The organism is Streptomyces sp. NBC_00582 (assembly GCF_036345155.1).
Classification (GTDB): Bacteria; Actinomycetota; Actinomycetes; order Streptomycetales; family Streptomycetaceae; genus Streptomyces.
This window is the reverse complement of the sequence record NZ_CP107772.1, coordinates 5,837,226-5,861,984: the sequence shown is the minus strand read 5'-3', so window position 1 is coordinate 5,861,984 and position 24,759 is coordinate 5,837,226. Positions and strand designations below refer to the sequence as shown.

Genomic DNA, 24,759 nt, shown 5'->3' with positions numbered 1-24,759 from the left:
CGCGAGCGCGCGCACCTCACCTCCTCCCGGGCCGCCCTGCGGGCCATGCGGGAGGACGTCGAGGCGCTCGACATCCGTGACGTCACCGCGAACTGGGTGAACGCCGAGGTCCTCGCGCGCCAGATCGACGAACGCATCAAGGCCCTCGCCGACCTGAGCGACACCCCGCTGTTCTTCGGCCGCCTCGACTATCTGCACGCCCCGGGCGCCGAGCAGGCGGAGGGCGCGGAGGGCGAGCGCTTCTACATCGGGCGGCGCCATGTGCACAACGGCGACGGCGACCCCATGGTCATCGACTGGCGCGCCCCGGTCTCCCAGCCGTTCTACCGGGCCTCGAAGAAGGACCCCATGGACGTCGGGCTGCGGCGCCGCTTCGGGTACACCGGCGGCGACCTCACCGCGTACGAGGACGAGCACCTCTCCGACCCGCGGGAGGCGGCCCGTACCAGCAAGCTGCTCCAGCGGGAGATCGAGCGGCCGCGTGTCGGTCCGATGCGGGACATCGTGGCGACGATCCAGCCCGAGCAGGACGAGATCGTCCGGTCCGGGCTGGGCGGGACCGTGTGCGTCCAGGGCGGGCCGGGCACCGGGAAGACCGCCGTGGGCCTGCACCGGGTCGCCTACCTCCTGTACGCCCACCGGGAGCGACTGGCCCGCACCGGCACCCTCGTCATCGGCCCGAACAGGTCCTTCCTCCACTACATCGAGCAAGTACTGCCCGCGCTGGGTGAGTTGACCGTCCGTCAGGCCACCGTCGACGATCTGGTCGCGCAGGTCGAGGTGCGCGGCACGGACGACGCCGCGGCCGCGGTCGTCAAGGGCGACGCGAGGATGGCGGAGGTCCTGAGGCGGGCGGTCTACTCCCATGTCCGGATGCCCACCGAGCCGGTCGTCGTCGTGCGCGGCTCCCGCCGCTGGCGCGTCCCGGCGTACGAACTGGAGGACATCGTCCGCCAGTTGCTCAGTAACACCAGTCGCTACCGCGACGGGCGGGACATCCGCTACGGCGCCGCCCGCGAGGCTCTGCCCCAGCGCATCGCGCATGCCGTGCTGGTGCAGATGGAGCGGTCCGGGGAGGCTCCGGACGACCGGGTGCAGGACGCGGTGGCCCGCAACAGCGCGGTCAAGGCGGCGGTGAAGGAGGTCTGGCCGCCCGTCGACCCGGCGAAACTGGTACTGCGCCTGCTGACGGACGCCGACTTCCTGGCCGTGCACGCGGACGGGATCCTCACGGAGGAGGAGCAGAAGACGATCCTCTGGGCGAAGCCGGCGCGGTCGGTGAAGTCCGCGAAGTGGTCGGCGGCGGACGCGGTGCTGATCGACGAGGCGGCGGACATCGTGGAGCGCACGCACTCGCTGGGGCATGTGGTCCTCGACGAGGCGCAGGATCTGTCGCCGATGCAGTACCGGGCGGTGGGGCGGCGCTGCACCACCGGTTCCGCGACCGTCCTCGGCGATCTGGCGCAGGGCACCACGCCGTGGGCGACGAGGAGTTGGGACGAGGCGCTGGCCCACCTCGGCAAGTCGGACGGCGTGATCGAGGAGCTGACGGCCGGTTTCCGTGTCCCGACGGACGTGATCACGTACGCCTCCCGGCTGCTCCCGCACATCGCTCCCGGCCTCACACCGGTCGCCTCGGTGCGGGAGAACCCCGGTTTCTTCGATCTCCGGGCGGTGGCGGGGGACGCGGAAGTGGTCGCCGCCTGTGAGGAGTTGCTGCGCCACGAGGGGTCGGTGGGGCTGATCGCCGCGGACGCCCGGGTGCCGGCGCTGGCGGAGGCGTTGGCGTCGGTGGGGCTGTCGTACCTGAACCCCGGTGAGGAGACGACCGCCGAGACCCGGCTGACGCTTGTTCCTGCGTCGCTCGCGAAGGGTCTGGAGTACGACTACGTCGTGCTGGACGAGCCTCGGGCGGTCGTGGACGGGGAGCCGGATGAGCGGACGGGCTTGCGGCGGCTGTATGTGGCGTTGACCCGGGCGGTGTCGGGGTTGATCGTCGCGCACGGGGGCCCGTTGCCGTCCGCGCTCACCCAGGAGTGATTTCTTCGCAATTCAACGAACAGGCCCCATAACGCCAGCAATTGGTATAATTGCCGTAGCCAGGTTCTTACGGGGTTGATGGCGATGGACGCCCTCATATCTTCGGCCGCCACGGCTTTGGTGGGGGCCATGACCACGGATGCATGGACGCAGGCCCGGACGGCCCTCGTCACATGGTGGCGTCGTATCCGCCCGCAACAGGCGAACGGGGTGGATGCGGCGCTGGTGGAGTGCCGGAACCGGGTCACGTCGGCCCGCCGAGGGGGAGACCGGCAAGCGGAATCCCGCATGGTCGACGCCTGGGGAGCGCGCCTGACGGCTCTGCTCGAGGATGATCCCTCGCTGGCGGACGAGTTGCGGCGGCTGATCGACGAGGAGATCGCTCCCCTCCTGCCCCGTGCAGACGGCACCCGGAGCGAATCGCACGATTTCCGAGCCGAGGCATCCGGGCACGGCCGGGTGTACCAAGCCGGACACGACCAGCACATCTACGGGCCATGACTGCCGCCGGCAGACTCCCGCCGCACCGGGAGAAGGTCCGACTGGAGGCGCACGCCTCGGATCGGGCGAGGATCTATCAGGCACGACGTGATCTCTACCTCTCGGAACGCGACCTGCATCTGCACTACGAGGACGGCGTGCGATCGGCTCGGCGTGTGCATACCGCCGAGATCTCGCAGGAATGCCCGTATCCCGGTCTGGCCGCCTTCAGCACCGAACAGGCCCAGTGGTTCTTCGGCAGGGACAGGCTGGTCGCCAAGCTGCTGGTCCGGCTCGACGCCTGTCTCGCGGTGGGCGGGGCACTGGTGGTCGTCGCGCCCTCTGGGGCCGGGAAGTCCTCGCTGCTCAAAGCGGGGCTCCTGGCCGAGCTCGCACGGGGGGCTCTTCCTGGCTCCGCGCACTGGCCACACGTGTGGATGACTCCGACCGCCCATCCCTTGGCGGCCCTCCGCAGCCGCCTGTCGGACGTCACAGGCTCAGGCCGGAAGACTTCCGAGAACGATTCCGACAGTCCCCTCTGGCAGCCGGCCGCGTTGCGCCGCGCACTCGCGGCGGGCGGCAACGAGTCCGCCCCGCAGCGGCCCCTGGTACTGGTCGTCGACCAGTTGGAGGAACTTTTCACCCTGTGCGCGGACGAGCACGAGCGGAGGAACTTCCTCGACGCGGTTCTGGGCCTGACGGTCATCGGCCCCAACGGTGAGCCACCCATCGGCTTGGTCGTCTTCGGCCTGCGCTCCGATTTCTACACCCAATGTGCCGCCCATCCCCGCCTTCTGGACGCTGTGGAACGCAACCAGGTAATCGTGGGACCGCTGTCCCGGACCGGCGTGCGCGAAGCGATCCTCCACCCCTCCCGTACGGTCGGGCTGGACGTGGAACCCGGGCTCGTTCCCGTCCTGATGCGCGACCTGGGCACACCGGAACCGGGTGACGAAGCCGAAGAAGCGGACCAGGCCGACGCCTACGAGATCGGACGACTGCCACTCCTCGCCCACGCCCTGCGGGCCACCTGGCTGCGCCGGGCGGGTCACGCCCTCACCGTGGAGGGATACGAGGCAACCGGAGGCATCGCGCACAGCGTGACAGTCGAAGCGGACCGCTGCTTCGACCAACTGGACGCCCAAGCGCGGAAGACGGCACAGCATGTGTTCCTACGGCTGATCAAGTTCGGCGACGGCACTCACGACACGCGGCGCCCGGTGCGGTACACCGAACTCCTGGGGGAGGGCGCACGCTCCCACGAAGTCGCCGAGGTCATCGAAGCATTCACCCGCGGGCGGCTGCTGACCCGTGAGCAGGAGACGGTCACCATCACCCACGAAGTGCTGTTGCGAGCCTGGCCGCGTCTGCGCGAGTGGATCGAGGCGCATCGCTCCCAGTACATGGTCCGCCAGCGACTGGACGAGGCGGCAGACGCCTGGGAGGAGTCCGGCCACGACCCCGGGCTGTTGTACCGGGGCCACAGGCTGGACGAGGCCCGCACCCTGGCCGACGACGAGAGCACTGGCGCGCTGGGCCCGGCGGTGTCCGCCTTTCTGACCGCATCGGCACGGCAACGTCACCGCACACGCCGGATCCGCCAAGGCGTCATTGCCGGTCTGTCGGTACTGGCCGTGCTCGCCGCACTCTCCGCCGCCCTTGCTTTCCAGCAGCGCGACACGGCACAACGCGAACGCAACACCGCGATCCTCGGCGAGATCACGGCCGAGGCCGACCAGGTACGCGCGAGCAACCCGTCGCTCGCCGCCCAACTCGATCTGGTGGCGCACCGGATGTCTCCGGCCGCGTCCACAGGAACTCGACTGCTGAGCGCCCAGAACATTCCGCTGGCCGCTGTGCTGGCCGGCCACACGGACCATGTGAACGCCGTGGGCTTCAGTCCGGACGGACATCTGCTGGCGAGCGGGGGCGGCGACGGAACCATCCGGCTGTGGAACACCGTTCGGGCCGACCACCCGACCGCGCTGGGCAACCCGCTGCGCGGCGCTCAGGGCGCGATATCGGCCTTGGCCTTCAGCCCCAGAGGGAACCTGCTGGCGGCAACAGGGGAGGACGGCACCGTCCGCATGTGGGATCTCAGCCGGCCCACCAGCCCGGACGTTCTGAGCACCGCGGCCGGCAAGGGCGACGGGCCCCTGAAGACACTTGCCTTCAGCCCGGATGGACGGACCCTGGCCGGCGCCGGCCACGACGGCGACATCCGCCTGTGGGACGCCGCCGACCCAGGTCACCTCCATCTCGTCGCAAAGCCGCTTCCGGCTTCGGCGGGTGAAGTGAACGGGTTGGCTTTCAGCCCGAACGGCAAGTTGCTGGCATCCGGCGGAACTGATCCGACGGTGCGGTTGTGGCAGGTGACGGACCGGCGGCACCCCTCCGAAATCGGACGGACGGAAAGAATTCCCTTCTTCGCCGGGCATGAAGGTTCCGCCCAGGCGGTGGCCTTCAGCCCGGACAGCCGCATACTGGCCGCCGCCGGGAGCGATCAGAACGCCCATCGCTGGAACATCACCAACCCGGCCGAGCCGAAACCACTCGATGGCATATACAGCAACAATGTGGTGAATACCGTCGCTTTCTCCCCCACTAGCCCTCTGATGGCCTACGGCGGCGACGACAACACCATCTGGCTCGAGAATGTGACGGCCCCGACCCATGTCCGGGATTTCAGCGGGGCCCTCAATGGGCACAGTGGGCATGTACTGGCACTGGCCTTCGACCCGAGGGGCAGGATGCTGGCCAGTGCAGGAGCCGACCACTCCGTCCGCATCTGGACCATCCCGCGCACCATCCTCACCGGACACACGAGTTACGTCGACACCGTGGCCTTGAGTCCTGACGGGCATCTCCTCGCCTCGGGATCCGAGGACAACACCGTCCGCCTCTGGAACGTCGCACATCCGACCGACCCGCACCCGGTCAGCGCTTCGATCCACGGTGACACCCCGTACCCCAACTGGGTCACCTTCAGCCCCGACGGAAAGGCCCTGGCCGTCGCGGCCGGACCCGATGTCCAGTTGTGGGATGTCACCAGACCGGCCAGGCCCACGCCACTGGGCAAACCGCTCCACAGCTCGCGGAACAACTTCCTGACGGTCGCGTACACGCCGGACGGGCGCACGCTCGCAGGCGGCAACGGTGACGGCACGGTCAAGCTGTGGGACGTCTCCGATCCGTCCCACCCCTCGGCTCTCGGACCGTCGTTGGACTCCCATGCGGGCCAGATCAACCGTCTGGCCATCAGTCCCGACGGCCGCACGCTCGCCGCCGTGGCGGACCAGGGCAGCCTCCGATTGTGGGACATCACCCGGCCGGCGCAGCCCGCTCCCACAGGTTCCCCCCTCCAGGCGAGTGCGGACCCGCTCCAGACAGTCGCCTTCAGCCCAGACAGCCGTTTCCTCGCGGCTTCCGGCAACGACGCCACGATCCGCTTGTGGAACCTCGCCGACCGCACGCATCCCGCTCCGGCGGGCTCCGCCCTCACCGGCCACAAGGACACCGTCTACACCCTGGCCTTCAGCCCGGATGGACACACGCTGGTAAGCGGCAGCTTCGATCAGACCATCCGCTTGTGGGACGTCGATGACACGGGCCGCGCACGGGCCCATGGAGAGGCGGTGACCGGGATCGTCGACTACGTCAACGCCGTCGTGTTCTCCCCCGACGGACGTTTCCTGTTCATCGGCGACGGCGAGGAGACGGTACGCGTCCTGCCTCTGTCCATCCGGGCTGCCATCGACTACGTGTGCCGGGCGACGGGAGAACTCCTGACACCCGCGCTCTGGCACACGTACATGCCTCAATTGCGCTACGACCCGCCATGCACCCGGCGGTAGGGACGTGCGGCGGGGACGCTGCGCGTTCAGCCGGCGTCAAGCGCTCTCCGCCACTCCCGCACAGCCTCCACCGACACCGGCTTGCTCCAGCCCCCCGGCCTCGCCGCCCCGCCGATGTGAAAGGCCGTCACGCCCGCCCTTCTCAGGGTCGGTACATGGTCCAGGCGTAGGCCCCCGCCGACCAGGAGCTGCTGGTCGCCTGCCCGGGACGCCTCCGACAGGAGGGTCGGGAGGCCCTCGTCCACGCCCGCGGGCGAGCCTGCGGTGAGGTAGGTGTCCAGGCCGGGCAGGCCGTCCAGCTGCTTGCGTACGGAGTCGCGGTCGGTGGCGTGGTCGAGGGCCCGGTGGAAGGTCCAGGGGCAGCCGTCCAACGCGGTGACGACCCGCTCCACGGCACCGAGGTCCACCCCGCCGCCCGCTTCGAGGAACCCCAGCACGAACTCCTCCGCCCCCGCCGCCCGCAGCTCGCCCGCCACCCGCACCAGCCGGTCCACGTCCCCCGCCGCGAAGCCGTCCGTCAGGCGCAGCATCACGCGGAGCGGGATGTCCACGGCGGACCGGACGGCGGTGAGGGTCGTCGTCGGCGGGGTCAGGCCGTCCGCCGCCATGTCGGTGACCAGTTCGAGGCGGTCCGCGCCTCCGGCCCGGGCCGCGATCGCGTCCTCGGCGTCGAGGGCGATCACCTCCAGCACTGCACGCTCGCTCATGGGACCCCATTCATCGAGAATCATCACGACAGGTCTAGTCCAGTTGTCTAGTCCAATTGCACCATACGCTCGCCTCCCGGTCCCCACCCGCACCCACGCGCGCGAGAATGACCCCATGGCCGACCTCGACGCCCTGCGCACCCGCTTCGCCCACGCCCTGGAGGCCGCCCGGGACCCGGCCGCGGCCGGCCCCGACCCCGCGCCCTACGCCGAGAACCTCCTCACCCGCTGGCAGGAGCCCCAGCGCCGCTACCACACGCTCACCCACCTCACCGCGGTCCTCGACCACATCGACGTCCTGGAGGAGCACGCGGACGACCCGGCCGTCGTACGGCTCGCCGCCTGGTTCCACGACGCCGTCTATCTGCCCGACCGCTCCGAGAACGAGGAGCGCTCCGCCCGGCTGGCCGAGCGGGCCCTGTCCGAGGCGGGGGTGGGAGAGGCGAGAACCGCCGAGGTGGCGCGGCTGGTGCGGCTGACCGTCACACACGACCCCGCCGACGACGACCGCGACGGCCAGGTGCTGTGCGACGCCGACCTCGCGATCCTCGCCGCGCCGCCCTCCGCGTACGCCGCCTACACGGCCGCCGTCCGCGAGGAGTACCACTTCGTGCCGGGCGACGCCTTCCGAGCCGGCCGCGCCTCGATCCTGCGTCAGCTCCTCGAGCTGCCCAGGCTGTTCAGGACGCCGTACGGGGCGGACCGGTGGGAGGCGACCGCCCGCTACAACCTGCGGTCCGAGCTGGAACTGCTCACGTCGTGATCCGCATACCCGGCCCCCGCCTCACCCTCGAAAGCGCCTCCCCCACCGCCCTCGCCGATCTGTGGTCCGGCGGCGACGGCGGCTTCGACTGGCTCGGGGGCGGACCCTACGACGGCACGCGCGACGCCGCCGGCATGGTGTTCCGGGCCCACGAAAGCGGCGTACTGCGGCCGGACTTCGGGTTGTACGTGCTCGTACGGCGGGAGGACGGGCGGGCGATCGGCAGCATGGGGTTCCACACCGCGCCCGACGAGGACGGACGGACCGAGATCGGCTACGACCTCGTCCGGGACGCCCGTGGCCGGGGCTACGCCACCGAGGCGCTGCGCGCGCTGGCCGACTGGGCGCTCGCCCGGGACGACGTACGGCGACTGTTCGCCACGGTCGAACAGGGCAACGCCTCCTCCCGCGCCGTACTCGAACGGACCGGGTTCGTCCGGGTCTGGGAGGGCGAGGGCACATACGCGTATGAGCTGCGCGGCTGACCTGGACCTGGCGTAGCCGGGGGCGATCTTCCGTTCTTCGGGTCCCCTCCCACCCCACGCGCTTCGGATAATTCCGGCACGGCCACGCCGCGCACGGGCCGTGTACGCCGGGGGAAGCGGGGGAGCGTCATGAGTTCGTACGGCCCGTCCACGCCACCGCGGCCACCCGGACCGCCGCTGCCCGACCCGCATGCCGGCCGGGGGGTGCGCTGGACCATCATCGGTGTGGTGATCAGCACGGTGATCGCCCTGGTGAGCCTCTACTTCCAGGCCCAGCAGTCCAAGGGGGACATCGCCGACCCGCCGCCCCCAAGCAGCAGCACGCCCGTCGAGCCCGTCAGCTCACCGCCCGGCGAGAGCCCGAGCAGCGATCCGCCCCCGCCCACCCCGGACAACTCCGGTCCCACGCCTCGGTCCGGCGGCGAGGACGACGGCCTCACCCCCGCCGAGCACGACCTGCGCGACTCGCTCAACACCGACCAGTGGTCACCCGGGAGCTGCTCCCACACCGTGTGGCAGGGCGCCACGGCCGCGCTGTACTGCACGGTCACCACCGTCGACCGGTTCGGCGTCACCGGCACCGGCAAGGCCAGCGTCGTGACGTACGAGACGAAGACCGACCGGGACGCCGTCTTCCAGAGCTACGCGAGCAGCCTCCCCGAAGGGAACTGCGAGACCCAGATCAATGTGCGCGGCAGTTGGTCCGAGAACAACACCGGCCAGGCGGCGGGCGATGTGGTGTGCTTCCTGTCGACCACCGGGCAGTACGTCTTCCTCTGCAGCTACTACGACCGTCCCGCCCTGGTGCAGATCACCGGCCCCGACCAGAGCAGCCTGACCGCCTGGTGGCACACCATGGAGCCGGTGTTCAACGACTGAGCCCGCCCTTGCGCCGGCGCAGCCCCGCTCCATGCAGCAGCCGCACCACCTCACGGCTGCTCACCTCGACCGCGCCGGCCGCCACCACCTCGGCGTACCGGTGGGACGGAATGTCGTAGTGGTCGCGCTCGAAGGCGCGCGAGGGCACCCCCGCCTTCTCGGCGAACGCGTGCAGTTCGTCGTAGGAGACGTCGCTGACGAGGTGGGACCACATCCGGCCGTGGCCCGGCCAGTTCGGCGGGTCGATGTAGATCGTCACAACGGCCTCGACCTCATGAGGGGCGCGTCCCGCCCGTCGCCGACCCCAGGGTGCCGACCGCAGCGACCTTCACGCCCGCCTTGTGACACACCCAGTGCGGGTCGGGGCCCAGTTCGGGCTCGACGTCGAGGGCGTGCGGATCGCCCGAGCCGCAGACCGGACACAGCGGCCAGCGTCCGTACCGTTCGAGAAGGGCGTCCTGGACGTCCTGGGCGACCAGCCCGGGCAGATACGCCACGCCGTCCGGCCACTGCTCCACCCACCAGCGGCGTTGTACGACGGAGTCCTCCACCATCGACACCACGTCCGGCGCGGCCACCTCGCCCGCGGCCAGATCGGCGAGGACGAGGGCACGGGCGGTGTGCAGCGCCTGTTCGAGGACGCCGACGGGGATACCGGAGGACTCCATAGTCCTATTGTGCGCGAGCTTGACCCGCCCCCAGGCTGAAAATACCTTTCCCCTGTGACCCAGGAAGCGAAGGAAACCTTCCCTCCGGAAACCTTCCCTGCGGAAACCTTCGATCCGGAAGCCTTCCGTGCGGCGCCCGCCGCGCTCGCCGGCAAGGTCCGTACGCTCGCGCCCTCCCTGACCCGCTCCATGCGGCGCGTCGCCGAGGCCGTCGCGAGCGACCCCGCCGGGTGCGCCGCCCTCACCGTCACCGGCCTGGCCGAACGCACCGGCACCAGCGAGGCGACCGTCGTCCGCACCGCCCGTGTCCTCGGCTACCCCGGCTACCGCGACCTGCGCCTCGCCCTCGCCGGACTCGCCGCCCAGCAGCAGTCCGGCCGCGCTCCCGCCCTCACCCGGGACATCGACGTCGACGACTCCCTCACCGACGTCGTCGCCAAACTCGCCTACGACGAGCAGCAGACCCTCGCCGACACCGCCGCCGGACTCGACACCGCCCAACTGGAGGCGGCGGTCACCGCGACGGCGGGGGCGCGGCGGGTCGACGTGTACGGCGTCGGCGCGAGCGGGCTGGTCGCCCAGGACCTCACCCAGAAGCTGCTGCGGATCGGACGCGTGGCCCACGCCCACAGCGACCCACACCTCGCGGTGACGAACGCGGTGCAGCTGGGCGCCGGGGACGTCGCCGTCGCCATCACCCACTCCGGGTCGACCCGGGACGTCATCGAGCCGCTGCGGGTGGCGTTCGAGCGGGGCGCCACGACCGTGGCCATCACGGGGCGGCCGCGCAGTCCGGTCACGCAGTACGCCGATCACGTCCTGACCACGTCGACGGCGCGGGAGAGCGAGCTGCGGCCGGCCGCGATGTCCTCCCGGACGGGGCAGTTGCTGGTGGTGGACTGTCTGTTCGTGGGGGTCGCCCAGCGGACGTACGAGGTGGCGGGGCCGGCGTTGGCCGCGTCGTACGAGGCGTTGGCGCACCGGCACAGGTAGAGGTGTCGCACTGGACCCGCACGCCCCGCATCGGAAAGACCGTCTGCCATGACCTCCACCCCACCCACCCCACCCACCCCGCCCTCCGACGATCTGCGCCGCCGGCTCTCCTCCCTCACCACCGAGGCCTTCCGGCCGGAACTCGCCGACATCGACCGGTTGCCCACGCTCGACCTCGCCCGGGTCATGAACGGCGAGGACGCCGCGGTGGCCGCCGCCGTCGCCGTGGAGCTTCCGCGGATCGCCGCCGCCATCGACGCCGTCGCCGAACGGATGGGCCGCGGTGGGCGGTTGGTCTACGCCGGCGCCGGAACCGCCGGGCGGCTCGGGGTGCTCGACGCGTCCGAGTGTCCGCCCACCTTCAACACCGCCCCCGGACAGGTCGTCGGGCTCATCGCGGGCGGCCCGCGGGCGATGGTGACGGCGGTCGAGGGCGCCGAGGACTCGCCGGAGCTGGCCCGCGCCGACCTGGAGGCGCTCGGCCTCACCCGCGACGACTCGGTGATCGGCGTCTCCGCCTCCGGCCGCACCCCCTACGCGATCGGCGCCGTGGAGTACGCCCGGGACCGGGGTGCGCTGACCGTGGGGCTGTCCTGCAACGCGGGCAGCGCGCTCGCGGCCGCCGCCGAGCACGGGATCGAGGTGGTCGTGGGGCCCGAGCTGCTCACCGGGTCCACCCGTCTCAAGGCGGGCACCGCGCAGAAGCTGGTGCTCAACATGGTGTCGACGATCACGATGATCCGGCTGGGCAAGACGTACGGGAACCTGATGGTCGACGTCCGGGCCTCCAACGACAAGCTGCGCGCCCGCTCACGGCACATCGTCGCGCTGGCCACCGGCGCCGGGGACCGGGACATCGAGGCGGCGCTCACGGCCACCGACGGCGAGGTCAAGCACGCCGTCCTGGTGCTGCTCGCCGGGGTGGACGCGCCGACGGCCGCCCGCCTTCTGGAGGAGTCCGGCGGTCATCTGCGCGCCGCGCTCGCCGCGGCGGCCGACTGAGCCGCACGCTCGGTGGGTGAGCCTCCCGAAGGACAGCGCCCCCGAGCTCGCCGCCGCGATCCTCCCCCTGGTCGGCGGCCCCGCGAACATCACCTCCGTCGCCCACTGCATGACCCGACTGCGCCTGCGCCTCACGGACCCGTCCCTGGCGAACCAGGACGCCCTACGCGCCCTGCCCGGCGTACTCGGCGTCGTCCCGACCGACGACACCTGGCAGGTGGTACTGGGCCCGGGCGTGGTCACGAGAGTGACGGACCAGGTCGAGAGACTGACGGCGTCCGAGACGCGGACCGCTGCCGCGGGGCTGACGCCGAGCGCGGCGCGGACCGCTGCCGCGGGGCTGACAGCGGGCGCGGCGCGGACCCCTGCCCCGGGGCCGACAGCGGGCGAGACGCCGGCGCCGGCGCTGGCAGCGGGCGAAGGACCGACCGCAGCCGAGGGACTGACGCCGAGCGCGGCGCGGACCGCTGCCGCGGGGCTGACAGCGGGCGCGGCGCGGACCCTTGCCCCGGGGCTGACGGGCGGGGCGCTGGCCGCAGCGGGCGAGGGGCTGACGGCGGGCGAGGGGGCGGCGGGTGAGGGGGCGGCGGGTGAGGGGGCCGCGGGTGAGGGGGCCGCGGCGGGGGTGCGCGGGGCTGGGTGGTGTGGGGAGGGGGTGGGGGCGGGGTGGTTGCGGCGGTGGCGGGGGGCGGCTCTCTTCAAGGTCGGGCTGCGGCGGCTGGCCGCTGTCTTCGTTCCGTTGATTCCCGCTCTGATCGGCTGCGGCATCCTCGCCGGCCTCAACGGTCTCCTCGTCAACGCGGGTCTGCTGCCCGGTCTGACCCCCGCCCTGGCCGCCGTCGCCTCCGCCTTCATGGCGTTGATCCCCGTGTTCGTCGGCCACAACACGGCGAAGGAGTTCGGCGGCACGCCCGTCCTCGGCGGGGCGGTCGCGGCGATCGTCGTGTTCCCCGGGGTGGCGAAGGTGACGGCGTTCGGGGTGCCTCTCTCCCCCGGTCAGGGCGGGGTGCTCGGCGCACTGGCCGCGGCCCTCCTCGCGAGCCGTGTCGAACGGTGGTGCCGGGGCAGGGTCCCGGACGCCCTGGACGTCCTCCTCACCCCCACGGCCACCGTCCTCGTCGCGGGCCTCGGCACCCTGTACGGGATCATGTACGCGGCCGGCGCGGTCTCCTCCGCGATCGGTACGGCGGCGAACTGGCTGCTGGCCACCACGGGCGCCCTCGCGGGCCTGGTCCTCGGCGGTCTCTTCCTCCCCCTGGTGATGCTCGGCCTCCACCAGGCCCTGATCCCCCTCCACACCACCCTCATCGACCAGCAGGGCTACACGGTCCTGCTCCCCGTCCTGGCGATGGCGGGCGCGGGCCAGGTCGGCGCGGCCGTCGCGGTGTACGTCCGGCTGCGCCACGACACCTCCCTCGGCGCCTCTCTGCGGACGACGATCAGATCGGCGCTCCCGGCGGGCCTGCTGGGCGTCGGCGAACCCCTTGTCTACGGCGTCTCCCTCCCCCTCGGCCGCCCCTTCCTGACCGCCTGCGCGGGCGGCGCGGCCGGCGGCGCGTTCATCGGCTTCTTCGCGATGCTCGGCGACCGCGTCGGCGCCACCGCCATCGGCCCCTCGGGGTGGGCCCTGTTCCCGCTGCTCGCGGGGAACAGGGGCCTGGGCGTCACGGCCGCGATCTACGCGGGCGGCCTGCTCACGGGCTACGCCGTCGGCTTCGCGGCGACCTACGCCTTCGGCGGAGTACGCAGGGCGGCGGCGGCCGCCGGGTCCCGTACGGGTTCCGGGGGGAGGATGGGCGGATGGTCGTCGTAGAGATCCATGTACCGCTGACCCCCGTCCCGGATCCGGCGGAGGGCGCCTACCCCTTCCCCTGGATCGACGACGTCGAGGACTTCCTGGCCGCGGTGGAGGACGAGGGCGCTGCGGAGGTCTTCGACGAGGGCGTGGAGGACGAGGACCGTTACGTCTTCTTCGTCACCGGGGCCGAGGAGCGGGCCCTGCTGGAGGTGGCCTCCCGGTTGGCGGCCCTGCCGGGGGTCCCGGCCGGGGCGTTCGCGGTCGTGAGCGACGAGCCGGGCGAGGAGATCGGGCGCGGCAGGCGGGTGGAGCTGCCGGCCGCGCCCTGAACCGTCGGCTACCGCGGGTTCCGCTTCCGGTGTCCCGAGACCTCCCCGATCCAGGTGATGAAGTCGCCCGGGTCGAGGTCGGCGCCGTGCCCGGCGTCCCAGTAGTACGCCGTGTTCACGTCGTCACCGAGGTCGGTCAGCCGGGTGGCGAGGTTGGCGGCCACGGAGAGGGAGGTGTCGCTGTCCTTGGTGCCGACGCGTATCCACCAGTGCTTGGCGCGGTGCGGGTTGACCTTGTCGACGAGGTGGTACATCGGGTTCATCAGGCGCAGCTTGGCCGGGAGGTCGGCGTCCAGGCGGGCGCTGTCCCCGGCCTCGTGGCGCAGGCTGTAGAGCGTGAAGTGGCGGGCCCGGGTGGTGCCGGTGCCGTAGAGGTTGCACTCGGGCGTCGACAGGTCGAACGCGTCGAACGAGGGGGCGTTCTTCTTGCGTGCGCCGACATGGGTGAGGAAGTCGGCCCAGGTGAAGGTCGCCTTCCCGCCGGACCAGGTGAGGAAGGGGTTCGCGGCGAGGTAGGCGGCGCGGGCCGTCTCCGACAGGGCCGCCAGGTACTTCGTGGCGGACGGCTGGAGGAAGGTCTCCAGGAGGTACGTGTCCAGGTTGCGCGTGGTGAGCGTGCCGTAGCCCCGGGCGCGCAGCTTGAGGGACGCGAGGTAGTCCGTGTACAGGGCCTTGAGGTCGGCGGAGATCGTGGCGTCCACGGTCGCGCCGGAGGCGAGGGGGTTGGCGCCCCAGTTCCACTCGTAGGCGGCGTCGGCGTGCTCGAGGTCGGTGATCGGGCACCAGTCGCCGCTGGCGAAGATGGCGTCGCTCGCGTCGGCCGCGCCGATCTCCTCCAGACCGGGCTCGTACAGCGGGCTGTCGCCGGAGGCGCCGAGGAGGGCGGAGAGGGCGCCGCCGGCGCTGACGCCGGACGAGACGATCCGGTCCACGTTCCCGGGGACCCGGCCCCGGTTGAACTTCAGGTACCGCACGGCCGCCTTGAGGTCGACGATCGCGGCGGGCGCGGTGCCGTAGTACACGCCGTCGGCGTCGACGAGCGTCCGGCCGCGCGCCCCCGGCTCCACGACGACGTACCCGGCGGCCAGCGCGAGGGCCTGCCTGCTGGTGCCGCCGCCCATGCCGGACGCGCTGATCCCGGTGGCGTTCGCCACGGACGAGGGCATGTACCCGCCGATGGCGTTGGCGAGGAGCACGGGCGCGTCGGAGGCGTCCACGGCGACCCCGTCGATCGCGACCGGGACGCTGACGTTGAGGGACTGGTAGGCCGCGTTCACCGGGGCGGCCACATAGCTGGCGACCTTGAAGAACCGGTAGGTCACGCTGTGGGCGGTGCCGGTCGTGTCGGTGATGCCGATCGTCTGCTCGGTGTACGCGGACGGGTCGAAGACCAGGGAGGAGCCGGCGGCCGCCGTCTTCGCGGTGCCGCCCGCCGCGCGGGCGGCACCGGCGAATCCCACGGCGGGGACCGCGGCGGCGCCGGTCAGCCCCAGGACCACAGTTCTGCGCTTCACTCGCTTCACATCCGTCTCTCGTGTAGGCAGCTCTTCCCGACAGCCCTTGCTATCACCGCCCTCCATGAATCGTCATCAAAATTGTCAACAATCATGGGCTTCGCGTCCCAAGTTGGCCGAGAGCCGCCCTCCGCGCCGCCCGCCCTACCCTGGGAGCCATGAACCACGCGCAGTCCACCGCCCTGGGCCGTGCCCTCCGCCTGCTCGGGGAGCACGGCGAGGCCCTGACCGCCGACACCCCCGACGCCCGGCTGCACGAGGTCAAGGCCGATCTGAAGCGCGCGCTGGAGCTGCTCGACGACAGCGTCACCAGCGCCGCACCCACCACCCGCTGCGCCGAGCACCCGAACGGCCCGGTCGACGAGGCCGCCCCCGATCTGTGCCTGCTCTGCGAGACCCGCCGCCGCGCCGCGCGCCGGGCCGAGTTCAACGGCCCCGCCCCGCAGAGCGCACCCGCCTCCCACGCCCCCTCCCGCTACGGCAGCCGCGGCGACCGCCCCCAGCCCCAGCAGCGCTGGCTGCCCGAGCTGTGGAACGGGCAGGAGTGGCAGCTCTGCGGGACCCCGCGCCGCGACCGCCACGAGGCCGAGCTGTACCTCGCCGCCCTGCGCCGCGGCTCCCGCCCCGCCATGGCCTACCGCCTGGTCCACGAGTTCACCGACTACGAGGTCCTGCGCATCTGGGGCACCCCGGTGAAGGTCGACATCGAACCCCTGGGCAACCTCTAGGACCCTTGCCGCTCGGCTCCCCTACGCGCCCAGCAACGGCAGCGGAAGGAACTCGCGCCCCTGCCACAGCCGCCGGGACGTCTCCTCCGGGTACGGGACCACCTTCGGCTCGACGTCCAGCACCTGCACCAGCCGCTGCTCCGGGTCGTACGCAGGCCAGCCCGGGTCGCCCGAGCGGGCGAAGGAGGTCCAGGACGTCTGGAACCGTTCGGTCAGCGCGCGGGCCTCCTCGCTCACCTCCACCCCGGCGAACAGCAGATTGCCCAGGTCCGCCTGGTAGGTGCCGAACAGCAGCGGGATGTCCAGGCCGTGACAGGCGCCCAGGACGCCGCCCATGCCCGGGGCCGCCCAGGTCAGCTCGTAGACATGGGCCCGCCCGCCGCCCGCCACCTGCGCCTCGGCCAGGTGCAGGGAGGGTATGTGGAACAGCCAGTCGGACTGCACCCGCTCGAACAGCTCACCTGCGTCCGCGTCCGGATAGGCCTCCCGGTAGGCCCGCGCGCCCGCGTCACCGCCCGGCGCGAACAGCCGGAGCACTCCGGCGGCCTGCTCCTCCGTCACCTTGCCCAGGATCCCCGCCATGGCCAGAAACAGCCGGTACTCCTGGGCGTTGTGCCCCACCACCAGCTCGACGTCCCGGCCCGCGCCCGCGGCCAGCGCCTGCCAGGGGGTCACCGGCAGCACCTCCCCGTCCACCACCGGGGAGAACGGGGTGACCGTGGGCGCCACCTGCCCCCAGCGGTCGACCCGCTCCCCCATCGTCGCGCTCAGCGCCGCCCCGGCCTCGGGCAGCTCGCGCGGGTCGACCGTCGCCAGGTCGGCGGCCGTCGGGCGCAGGCCCGCCTCGGCGGCGATCGCGGAGGCGAGGTCACGGGCGAGTGCGTCGGAGAAGAACGTGCCGGGCACGCTCTGTGCGATCGCCCGCCCGAACAGCCCCCGCGCGGACGGCATGGCCAGCAGCGACGCCACCGAACCGGCCCCCGCCGACTCACCGAACACGGTCACCCGGCCCGGATCCCCGCCGAACGCCGTGATGTTGTCCCGCACCCACTCCAGCGCGGCCACCTGGTCCAGCAGCCCCCGGTTCGCGGGCGCCCCCTCGATCCGCGCGAACCCGTCTATGCCGACGCGGTAGTTGAGGGTGACGACGACCAGATCACCGGTGCGGGCGAGGTGCTGGGCGTCGTAGCCAGGGCTGCCGGAGTGGCCGAGTTTGTACGCGCCGCCGTATATCCAGACCATGACCGGGCGGCCGGCCTGCTCGTCGGCCTCGGGCGTCCACACGTTCACCGTCAGCCAGTCGTCGCCCATGGGGGCGTCCAGCACGCCCGCGCGCCCCTGGATCCCGGCCTCCTGCAGGGGCGGCGGGCCGAAGGCGTACGCGTCGCGCACTCCGTCCCAGGGCCGCGGCGGGCGCGGGGCCTGGAAGCGGGCCTCCCCCACGGGCGGGGCGGCGAACGGGATTCCGCGGAAGACCGTCAAACCGTCCTCCCGGCGGCCGCGCACGGCTCCGGCGGCGGTCCGTGCGACGAGGGCTGCCTCGGCTGTCGTCATCGATCACTCCTGTATTCGCTGGCTGTTCGTGGAACGGGCGGTGCGCGGCGAAAGTGCCGAAGACGGCCGACACCCCTCGTGTGGGTGACGGCCGCCTCCAGCGGGCAACGGGGGGGTTCAGGACTTGACCGGCGTGGCCTCCTCGGTCTCCCCCACCACCGAGAGCTGCGCGGGGGCCCTGCGCTTCGGGATGAAGCTCGCGAGGAAGAAGGCGAGGAGCGCGGCGCCGGCGCCGATCGCCATGATCACCTTGAAGCCGTTCTCCGAGGGGAGGGCGTACCCGCCGAAGTCCGTGGTCATCTGAGCGAGGATCACACCGGCGATGGCGCTGGCGAAGGACGTTCCGAGCGAGCGCATCAGGGTGTTGAGGCTGTTGGCCGCACCGGTCTGCGAGGGGTCGACGGCGCCCATGATCAGGGCGGGCATCGCGCCGTAGGTGAAGCCGACGCCGGCGCCGATGACGCAGGACACCAGGACCAGGTGCCAGACCTCGCTCATCAGGACGATGTTCAGGCAGTAGCCGGCGGCCACGATCAGCGCGCCGATCATCAGCGTCACCTTGGGGCCCTTGGCCTTGGTGATCCCGGCGGAGACGGCAGACATGATCATCATCACGAAGCCCTGCGGGGCGAGCACCAGACCGACCGTCAGCATGGACCTGCCGAGGCCGTAGCCGGTCTGCTCGGGAAGCTGGAGCAGTTGGGGCAGGACCAGGGACATCGCGAACATCGAGAAGCCGAGGGCGACCGAGGCGAGGTTGGTGAACAGGACCTGGCTCTTCGCGGTGGTGCGCAGGTCGACCAGCGGCTGCTCGGCCTTCAGCTCCCACCAGCCCCAGGCGCCCAGGATCACGACGGCGGCGGCACCGAGGCCCAGGGTGGACCCGGACGTCCAGCCCCAGTCGGCCCCCTTGGACACGGCCAGCAGCAGCGAGACCAGACCGGCCGACAGTCCGAGCGAGCCGACGAGGTCGAAGCGGCCGCCGGAGCGGTTCCGCGACTCGGGCACGAAGACCAGCACGAGCAGGAGGGAGACGACGCCGAGGGCGGCGGAGGTCCAGAACAGGACGTGCCAGTTCCAGTTGTCGGCGATGAACGCGGCGGCGGGCAGCCCGAGCGCACCGCCGACGCCGAGCGAGGCGCTCATCACGGCGGTGGAGCCGGCGAGCCTGTCGGCGGGCACGGTGTCCCGCAGGATGCTGATGCCGAGCGGCACCACGGCGGCGGCCAGGCCCTGGAGCGCACGGCCGACGATCATCGGTACGAGGGAGTCGGCGAGGGCGCAGACCAGCGAGCCGGAGATCAGCATCAGGATGCTGACCACGAGCATCCGCCGCTTGCCGATCATGTCGCCGAGCCGTCCGACGACCGGGGTGGCGACGGACGCCGCGAGCAGGGTGGCGGTGACCGCCCAGGCGGTGTCGGACGCCGGCGCGTCCAGCAGCTTCGGCAGTTCGGGGACGATCGGGATGACCAGGGTCTGCATCAGCGAGACGACGATCCCGGCCAGGGCCAGCACCGCCACCACGGCGTTCGACCTCGGCGGCGCGGATGTCCCCGCCGCGGCGGGTCGGGCAAGGGCGTCGGACATGACAGGGCCTCCGTCGGATGCGCGGGAACGAGGAAGGGGAGCAGCCAGCGATGAACTGCTTGACTCAAGCAAGCATATGCAGATTGATTGAGTTAAGCAAGCGAAATCGCCCAGGGTGCCGCCGGCAGTACCGCGTCCCTCTCAGCCGTGCCGCGCGATGATCTCCCGGGTCCGCTCCTCGTCCAGCTGATGGACCAGCTCATGAGCGCGCGGATCCCGAGCGGGGAACGTGCGGAACATCGGCCCCTCCGCCCCGCCCAGCTCCACCGGCGAGGCCGACGCACCGAGCACCGCCCGCTCCGTCCCGGGTGCGGTGGTCAGATCGATCCGGTTGACGATCCCACCCGGCCCGGGACCAGCGAGTCGAGCGTGACGAACCGCCACCCGCCGACCTCGCTGACGGCGGCCCGCTCCTCCCCCGGGAACGCGACGGCGCCCTCCGGGTGCCCCCTGCCCGGAACCTTCGCGAAGGCGGACCGCTCGTCGTGGTCGCCGGTGGTGTGGAAGACGGGCGCGCCGAGGGGGCGCGCGAAATCGCCGACGCGCGTGCGGACGGTGGCGTACGCCTCCGTCGCGCCGTCGTCGGCGAGGTCACCGGTGACGACGACGGCGTCCACGTCCCGCGGTTGCCGGAGCTCGCCCAGCATCAGCCGCAGGGAGCCGCCCGCGCCGTCCCTCCCGATGTGCGGGTCCGAGAGATGAAGGATCCTCACCTCCCGGACCCCACCCACCGGTTTCCGTGTGAACCGGCGCTCAGCTCAGGGTGCGCAGGGCGGCGGCGTCGTACGCCCGCAGCTCATCCGTACGGCCCGCGAGGACCTTGGCCGCCCACTGCGGGTCCTGGAGCAGCGCACGCCCCACGGCCACCATGTCGAACTCGTCCCGCTCCAGGCTGTCGAGGAGGTCGTCGATGCCCTTGAGCGGGGCGCCCTCGCCCGCGAAGCCCCGCAGGAAGTCGCCGTCCAGACCGACCGAACCGACCGTGATGGTCGTCCTGCCGGTGAGCTTCTTCGTCCAGCCCGCGAGGTTGAGGTCGGAGCCCTCGAACTCCGGGATCCAGTAGCGGCGGGTGGAGGCGTGGAAGGCGTCGACACCGGCGGCGGCCAGCGGCGTGAGGAGGGCCTCCAGCTCCTCCGGGGTCTCGGCGAGCCGGGCCTTGTAGGCCTCCTGCTTCCACTGCGAGTAGCGGAAGATGACCGGGAACTCGGCCGAGACGGTCTCCCGGACGGCCGCGACGATCTCGGCGGCGAACTTCGTACGGGCCGCCGCGTCACCGCCGTAGGCGTCGGTACGGCGGTTGGTGCCGGCCCACAGGAACTGGTCGACGAGGTAGCCGTGGGCGCCGTGGATCTCGACGCCGTCGAAGCCGATGCGCTCGGCGGCGGCCGCCGCCTCGGCGAACGCGGCGATGACGTCGTCCAGGTCGCGCTGGGTCATCGCCCTGCCCGTGCCCTCGGTCCCGTCGAGCCGCAGCCCGGACGGACCGACGGCCGGAGCGTCCGCGAACGGCGGCTCACCCTGCTTGCGCACCATGCCGATGTGCCACAGCTGCGGCACGATCGTCCCGCCCGCCGCGTGCACGCCCTCGGCGACCTTCGCCCACCCCGCGAGCTGCTCCTCACCGTGGAACCGGGGCACCCGGTCGCTCTGCCCGGCCGACTCGTGCCCGATGTACGTCCCCTCGGTGACGATCAGACCGACACCGGCGCCGGCGCGTCGCGCGTAGTACGACGCCACGTCCTCGCCCGGGATGCCGTCCGGGGAGAACATCCGGGTCATCGGCGCCATGGCGATCCGGTTCGGGACGGTCAGACCGTTGATGCTCACCGGCCGGGAGAGGATCTCGGCGGCGCGGGAGGGGGTGGGCTCGGTGACGCTCACGTCGGGGGGCTCCTCGTGAAGTGAGAGGTTCTTTGCGCGGGGAAAACCGGTCGGTATGTGCATATGCATTGAGTGACTCTCCAAGATGAACCGCCACGCCGTCCGTCCCATTCCGGCCGGCCCCCGGAACGCCCTGTGATCCCGGCCACGCGGGAGCGTTGTCAGTGGTATCGGTTAGCGTTTCGGCATGGGAGAGGCGATGGGGGCGGGGACGTGGGCGACGGGTGGCTCTCCGGGGGATCCGCGTCTGCCGGGGACACTGACGGGACACGAGGGCTGGGTGACGGCGGTCGCCACGACGGTCGTCGACGGCCGGGTGACCGCATGACCGGGCAACGACGCGCGCTGGTCTCCCTGCCCGAGCTGGAGCGGTCGTCCGTGGTCGCCAACAACACGATGAACCGCGAACGCGGCCTCGCGGGGGTGAACAGCTACGCCCGCGAGCTGGGCGTGGACCTGCTGGCGCATCTGGCGAGGCCCGCGCCCTCCTGGCTGGACCTGTGCAGCGGTGAGGGCCGCGCCCTGCGGGAAGCGGCCTCCGCCCTCCCCGCCGACGCAGTCCTCACCGCCGTGGACCTGGTGGGACCGCTGGTCCCGCTCCCCACCCCGCCCACCCTCGAGGAGATCGCCGCCTCGGTCTCCACCTGGGCGCCGACCCGGCCGTACGACCTGATCACCTGCGTCCACGGTCTGCACTACGTGGGCGACCAGCTCGGACTGCTGACCCGGGCCGCCTCCTGGCTGACCGAGGACGGTCTCCTCCTCGCCCACTTCGACCCGGAGTCGATCCGCTGGGCCGACGGCTCGGCCGCGGGCAGGGCGGCGATCGCGGCGCTCCGGGCGGCGGGCTTCGGCTACGACCCCCGCCGCCACCTGCTCACCCTCCGCGGCGCCCGGACCACCGCCCTCCCCCTCACCTATGTGGGCGCCGACCCGGCGGCCGGCCCCAACTACACGGGCCAGCCGGCCGTCGGCTCCCACTACACCCCGACGCTCACAGGTACGGACGGGTGATCAGCTCGATGGCGTGACCGGCGGGGTCCTTGAAGTAGACGCCCCGGCCGCCGTGTTCGCTGTTGATCTCACCGGGCCGCCGCATCTGCGGATCGGCCCAGTGCACGACGCCGCGCTCGCACAGCCGCCGGTACGCCCGGTCGAACAGGTCGTCGTCGACGAGAAAGGCGTAGTGCTGCATCTGGATGTCCACCGGCGGCTCGGCGAACTGGAGCAGCACGCCGTCGTCGAGCTGAATGTTGGTGAAGGGGCCCCACGAGGGGGCTTCCGCCAGCTCCAACAGCTCCCGGAAGAACCGGGCCGACTCGTTGCGGTCCCTGGCGGCGATGATGGTGTGGTTGAACGTGACTGACATACGACTGACCTCGCTTTGTACTCGACACGAAGAAGGGTTCTCGGTGCGCGAGCACTGCGGAGGTCCGCGGGCGGTCAGCTCTCCACCGGATCGCCCATCCGTGTGTGGCGCGAGGCCGGTCCGGTGTTCATGTCAGAAACCCTACCGGTAGCGGCCATGGCCGTACCGGCGCGGGACACGATGGACGCCCGCTGAAACGCCCGAGGGCGGTACCCCCGGCCGTAGCCAGGGATACCGCCCTCGGTCCCAAGGACAGGCGATCAACCGTCAGGTCGATCAGAAGTCCATGTCACCGCCCGGCATACCGCCGCCGGCGGGCGCGGCGGCCTTCTCCGGCTTGTCGGCGATGACGGCCTCGGTGGTGAGGAAGAGCGCGGCGATGGAGGCGGCGTTCTGCAGGGCAGAGCGGGTCACCTTCGCCGGGTCGATGATGCCGGAGGCGATCATGTCGACGTACTCACCGGTCGCCGCGTTCAGGCCGTGGCCGACCTGGAGGTTGCGGACCTTCTCCACGACGACGCCACCCTCGAGACCACCGTTGACGGCGATCTGCTTGAGCGGGGCCTCGAGCGCGAGCTTCACGGCGTTGGCGCCGGTCGCCTCGTCACCCTCGAGCTCCAGCTTCTCGAAGACCTGGGAGGCCTGCAGCAGGGCCACGCCACCACCGGCGACGATGCCCTCCTCGACGGCGGCCTTCGCGTTGCGGACGGCGTCCTCGATGCGGTGCTTGCGCTCCTTGAGCTCCACCTCGGTGGCGGCACCGGCCTTGATGACCGCGACACCGCCGGCGAGCTTCGCCAGGCGCTCCTGCAGCTTCTCGCGGTCGTAGTCCGAGTCGCTGTTCTCGATCTCGGCGCGGATCTGGTTCACACGGCCCGCGACCTGGTCCGAGGAGCCGGCACCGTCGACGATGGTGGTCTCGTCCTTGGTGATGACGACCTTGCGGGCCTTGCCCAGCAGGTCGAGGGTCGTGTTCTCGAGCTTGAGACCGACCTCCTCGGAGATGACCTCGCCGCCGGTGAGGATGGCGATGTCGTTCAGCATCGCCTTGCGGCGGTCGCCGAAGCCCGGGGCCTTGACCGCGACGGACTTGAAGGTGCCGCGGATCTTGTTGACGACCAGGGTCGACAGGGCCTCGCCCTCGACGTCCTCGGCGATGATCAGCAGCGGCTTGCCCGACTGCATGACCTTCTCCAGGAGCGGGAGCAGGTCCTTGACGTTCGCGATCTTGGAGTTCGCGATCAGGATGTACGGGTCGTCGAGGACGGCCTCCATACGCTCCATGTCGGTGGCGAAGTACGCCGAGATGTAGCCCTTGTCGAAGCGCATACCCTCGGTGAGCTCCAGCTCCAGACCGAAGGTCTGGGACTCCTCGACGGTGATGACGCCTTCCTTGCCGACCTTGTCCATGGCCTCGGCGATGAGCTCGCCGATCTGGGTGTCGGCGGCGGAGATGGAGGCCGTGGAAGCGATCTGCTCCTTGGTCTCGACATCCTTCGCCTGCTCGAGCAGGGCACCGGAGACGGCCTCGACGGCCTTCTCGATACCGCGCTTCAGAGCCATCGGGTTGGCGCCGGCGGCCACGTTGCGCAGACCCTCGCGCACCAGGGCCTGGGCCAGGACGGTCGCGGTCGTCGTGCCGTCACCGGCTACGTCGTCCGTCTTCTTCGCGACTTCCTTGACCAGCTCGGCGCCGATCTTCTCGTACGGGTCCTCGAGCTCGATCTCCTTGGCGATGGACACACCATCGTTGGTGATCGTGGGGGCGCCCCACTTCTTCTCGAGGACGACGTTGCGACCCTTGGGGCCGAGCGTCACCTTGACGGCGTCCGCGAGCTGGTTCATGCCGCGCTCGAGGCCGCGCCGCGCCTCCTCGTCGAACGCGATGATCTTGGCCATGTGAAGTGGTCCCTCCAGGACTGGGGGTGATTCCTTCGGACCGCGCCCGCGCCCGCGACGGACGGCTCGCATGCCTCGTGGTTCCTTGCCCCACCTGGCCTGCGGGCCTCACCGACCCGGTCCTTCTTTGTCACTCTCACCTTCAGAGTGCTAACGCCAATGATTAGCACTCGGCATGCCCGAGTGCAAGGTGCGCCCGCGAAGCGGGCCCGTTGAGGGGGGTGGT

24 protein-coding genes are annotated in these 24,759 nt (G+C 71.5%); 13 read left to right on the top strand and 11 right to left on the bottom strand.

Annotated elements, in window-relative coordinates:
• The first annotated feature begins 45 nt into the window (after nt 1–45).
• The 3 genes from OG852_RS26275 to OG852_RS26265 all read left to right on the top strand — a co-directional run bounded on the left by OG852_RS26275 (nt 46) and on the right by OG852_RS26265 (nt 6,374).
• On the top strand, nt 46–2,040 hold the full coding sequence (locus tag OG852_RS26275; RefSeq protein WP_330351497.1) for a HelD family protein: 1,995 nt from the start codon (nt 46–48) through the stop codon (nt 2,038–2,040).
• 129 nt (nt 2,041–2,169) lie between these two features.
• Entirely contained in the window at nt 2,170–2,541 is a 372-nt protein-coding gene (locus tag OG852_RS26270; RefSeq protein ID WP_133911988.1) for a hypothetical protein, read from the top strand.
• Entirely contained in the window at nt 2,538–6,374 is a 3,837-nt protein-coding gene (locus OG852_RS26265) for an NACHT and WD repeat domain-containing protein (protein ID WP_330349118.1), read from the top strand. Before OG852_RS26270 ends, OG852_RS26265 begins: the two co-directional genes overlap by 4 nt.
• 26 nt (nt 6,375–6,400) lie before the next feature.
• Here OG852_RS26265 and OG852_RS26260 read toward each other — a convergent pair whose 3' ends face one another.
• Complete coding sequence (locus tag OG852_RS26260) at nt 6,401–7,081, bottom strand: copper homeostasis protein CutC (RefSeq protein WP_330349117.1); 681 nt, start codon at nt 7,079–7,081, stop codon at nt 6,401–6,403.
• A 115-nt stretch (nt 7,082–7,196) separates the two neighbouring features.
• On the opposite strand from OG852_RS26260, the gene OG852_RS26255 reads away from it, so the two are divergent.
• The 3 genes from OG852_RS26255 (at nt 7,197) to OG852_RS26245 (ending at nt 9,208) form a co-directional block, all read left to right on the top strand.
• Nucleotides 7,197–7,844 carry an HD domain-containing protein gene (locus OG852_RS26255; protein WP_330349116.1) on the top strand — a complete coding sequence of 216 codons (648 nt, stop codon included), beginning with the start codon at nt 7,197–7,199 and terminating at the stop codon, nt 7,842–7,844.
• Nucleotides 7,841–8,329 (top strand): GNAT family N-acetyltransferase, encoded by a 489-nt coding sequence (locus tag OG852_RS26250; RefSeq protein WP_443064564.1) that lies wholly within the window; start codon nt 7,841–7,843, stop codon nt 8,327–8,329. The genes OG852_RS26255 and OG852_RS26250 overlap by 4 nt, the downstream gene beginning before the upstream one ends.
• 129 nt (nt 8,330–8,458) lie before the next feature.
• Nucleotides 8,459–9,208: a hypothetical protein gene (locus OG852_RS26245; protein ID WP_330349115.1), complete on the top strand. Its 750-nt coding sequence runs from the start codon at nt 8,459–8,461 to the stop codon at nt 9,206–9,208.
• Here the strand turns inward: OG852_RS26245 and OG852_RS26240 are convergent.
• Both OG852_RS26240 and OG852_RS26235 read right to left on the bottom strand, forming a co-directional pair.
• Nucleotides 9,198–9,467, bottom strand: a complete 270-nt coding sequence (locus tag OG852_RS26240; RefSeq protein ID WP_133911983.1) for a DUF4031 domain-containing protein — start codon at nt 9,465–9,467, stop codon at nt 9,198–9,200. The two genes, OG852_RS26245 and OG852_RS26240, sit on opposite strands and share 11 nt — an antisense overlap.
• Before the next feature lie 13 nt (nt 9,468–9,480).
• The gene (locus tag OG852_RS26235) at nt 9,481–9,876 is read right to left on the bottom strand and encodes a hypothetical protein (protein ID WP_133911982.1); all 396 of its coding nucleotides are present in this window, start codon (nt 9,874–9,876) and stop codon (nt 9,481–9,483) included.
• A 54-nt stretch (nt 9,877–9,930) separates the two neighbouring features.
• Between OG852_RS26235 and OG852_RS26230 the strand changes: the two genes are divergently transcribed.
• The 4 genes from OG852_RS26230 to OG852_RS26215 are packed head-to-tail and all read left to right on the top strand — an operon-like array spanning nt 9,931 to nt 13,998.
• The gene (locus tag OG852_RS26230) at nt 9,931–10,869 is read left to right on the top strand and encodes a MurR/RpiR family transcriptional regulator (protein ID WP_330349114.1); all 939 of its coding nucleotides are present in this window, start codon (nt 9,931–9,933) and stop codon (nt 10,867–10,869) included.
• A gap of 48 nt (nt 10,870–10,917) precedes the next feature.
• The gene (gene murQ / locus OG852_RS26225; protein WP_133911980.1) at nt 10,918–11,871 is read left to right on the top strand and encodes an N-acetylmuramic acid 6-phosphate etherase; all 954 of its coding nucleotides are present in this window, start codon (nt 10,918–10,920) and stop codon (nt 11,869–11,871) included.
• Nucleotides 11,872–11,887: 16 nt separating this feature from the next.
• On the top strand, nt 11,888–13,684 hold the full coding sequence (locus tag OG852_RS26220; RefSeq protein ID WP_330349113.1) for a PTS transporter subunit EIIC: 1,797 nt from the start codon (nt 11,888–11,890) through the stop codon (nt 13,682–13,684).
• On the top strand, nt 13,672–13,998 hold the full coding sequence (locus OG852_RS26215; protein WP_330349112.1) for a hypothetical protein: 327 nt from the start codon (nt 13,672–13,674) through the stop codon (nt 13,996–13,998). Before OG852_RS26220 ends, OG852_RS26215 begins: the two co-directional genes overlap by 13 nt.
• A gap of 8 nt (nt 13,999–14,006) precedes the next feature.
• Here OG852_RS26215 and OG852_RS26210 read toward each other — a convergent pair whose 3' ends face one another.
• Nucleotides 14,007–15,512, bottom strand: coding sequence for a subtype B tannase (locus tag OG852_RS26210; protein WP_330349111.1), 1,506 nt, complete (start codon nt 15,510–15,512; stop codon nt 14,007–14,009).
• A gap of 158 nt (nt 15,513–15,670) precedes the next feature.
• Here OG852_RS26210 and OG852_RS26205 point away from each other — a divergent pair, with 158 nt between their 5' ends.
• The gene (locus OG852_RS26205) at nt 15,671–16,240 is read left to right on the top strand and encodes a hypothetical protein (RefSeq protein ID WP_133911978.1); all 570 of its coding nucleotides are present in this window, start codon (nt 15,671–15,673) and stop codon (nt 16,238–16,240) included.
• Nucleotides 16,241–16,261: 21 nt separating this feature from the next.
• Here the strand turns inward: OG852_RS26205 and OG852_RS26200 are convergent, their stop codons facing one another.
• From OG852_RS26200 to OG852_RS26180, 5 genes are all read right to left on the bottom strand, one after another.
• Nucleotides 16,262–17,794: a carboxylesterase/lipase family protein gene (locus OG852_RS26200; protein WP_330349110.1), complete on the bottom strand. Its 1,533-nt coding sequence runs from the start codon at nt 17,792–17,794 to the stop codon at nt 16,262–16,264.
• A 117-nt stretch (nt 17,795–17,911) separates the two neighbouring features.
• On the bottom strand, nt 17,912–19,384 hold the full coding sequence (locus OG852_RS26195) for an MFS transporter (protein ID WP_330349109.1): 1,473 nt from the start codon (nt 19,382–19,384) through the stop codon (nt 17,912–17,914).
• Between the two features lie 141 nt (nt 19,385–19,525).
• On the bottom strand, nt 19,526–19,675 hold the full coding sequence (locus tag OG852_RS26190) for a hypothetical protein (RefSeq protein WP_330349108.1): 150 nt from the start codon (nt 19,673–19,675) through the stop codon (nt 19,526–19,528).
• A gap of 26 nt (nt 19,676–19,701) precedes the next feature.
• A complete protein-coding gene (locus OG852_RS26185; RefSeq protein ID WP_330349107.1) occupies nt 19,702–20,097 on the bottom strand; it encodes a metallophosphoesterase family protein in 396 nt (131 codons plus the stop codon).
• Between the two features lie 40 nt (nt 20,098–20,137).
• Nucleotides 20,138–21,265, bottom strand: a complete 1,128-nt coding sequence (locus tag OG852_RS26180; protein ID WP_330349106.1) for an NADH:flavin oxidoreductase — start codon at nt 21,263–21,265, stop codon at nt 20,138–20,140.
• Nucleotides 21,266–21,452: 187 nt separating this feature from the next.
• Between OG852_RS26180 and OG852_RS26175 the strand changes: the two genes are divergently transcribed.
• A complete protein-coding gene (locus OG852_RS26175) occupies nt 21,453–21,593 on the top strand; it encodes a hypothetical protein (RefSeq protein WP_166663513.1) in 141 nt (46 codons plus the stop codon).
• On the top strand, nt 21,590–22,279 hold the full coding sequence (locus OG852_RS26170; protein ID WP_330349105.1) for a class I SAM-dependent methyltransferase: 690 nt from the start codon (nt 21,590–21,592) through the stop codon (nt 22,277–22,279). Before OG852_RS26175 ends, OG852_RS26170 begins: the two co-directional genes overlap by 4 nt.
• Here OG852_RS26170 and OG852_RS26165 read toward each other — a convergent pair.
• Complete coding sequence (locus OG852_RS26165) at nt 22,260–22,634, bottom strand: VOC family protein (protein ID WP_133911972.1); 375 nt, start codon at nt 22,632–22,634, stop codon at nt 22,260–22,262. The genes OG852_RS26170 and OG852_RS26165 overlap by 20 nt on opposite strands.
• A 276-nt stretch (nt 22,635–22,910) precedes the next feature.
• Nucleotides 22,911–24,533 (bottom strand): chaperonin GroEL, encoded by a 1,623-nt coding sequence (gene groL, locus OG852_RS26160; RefSeq protein WP_133911971.1) that lies wholly within the window; start codon nt 24,531–24,533, stop codon nt 22,911–22,913.
• Between the last annotated feature and the right edge of the window lie 226 nt (nt 24,534–24,759).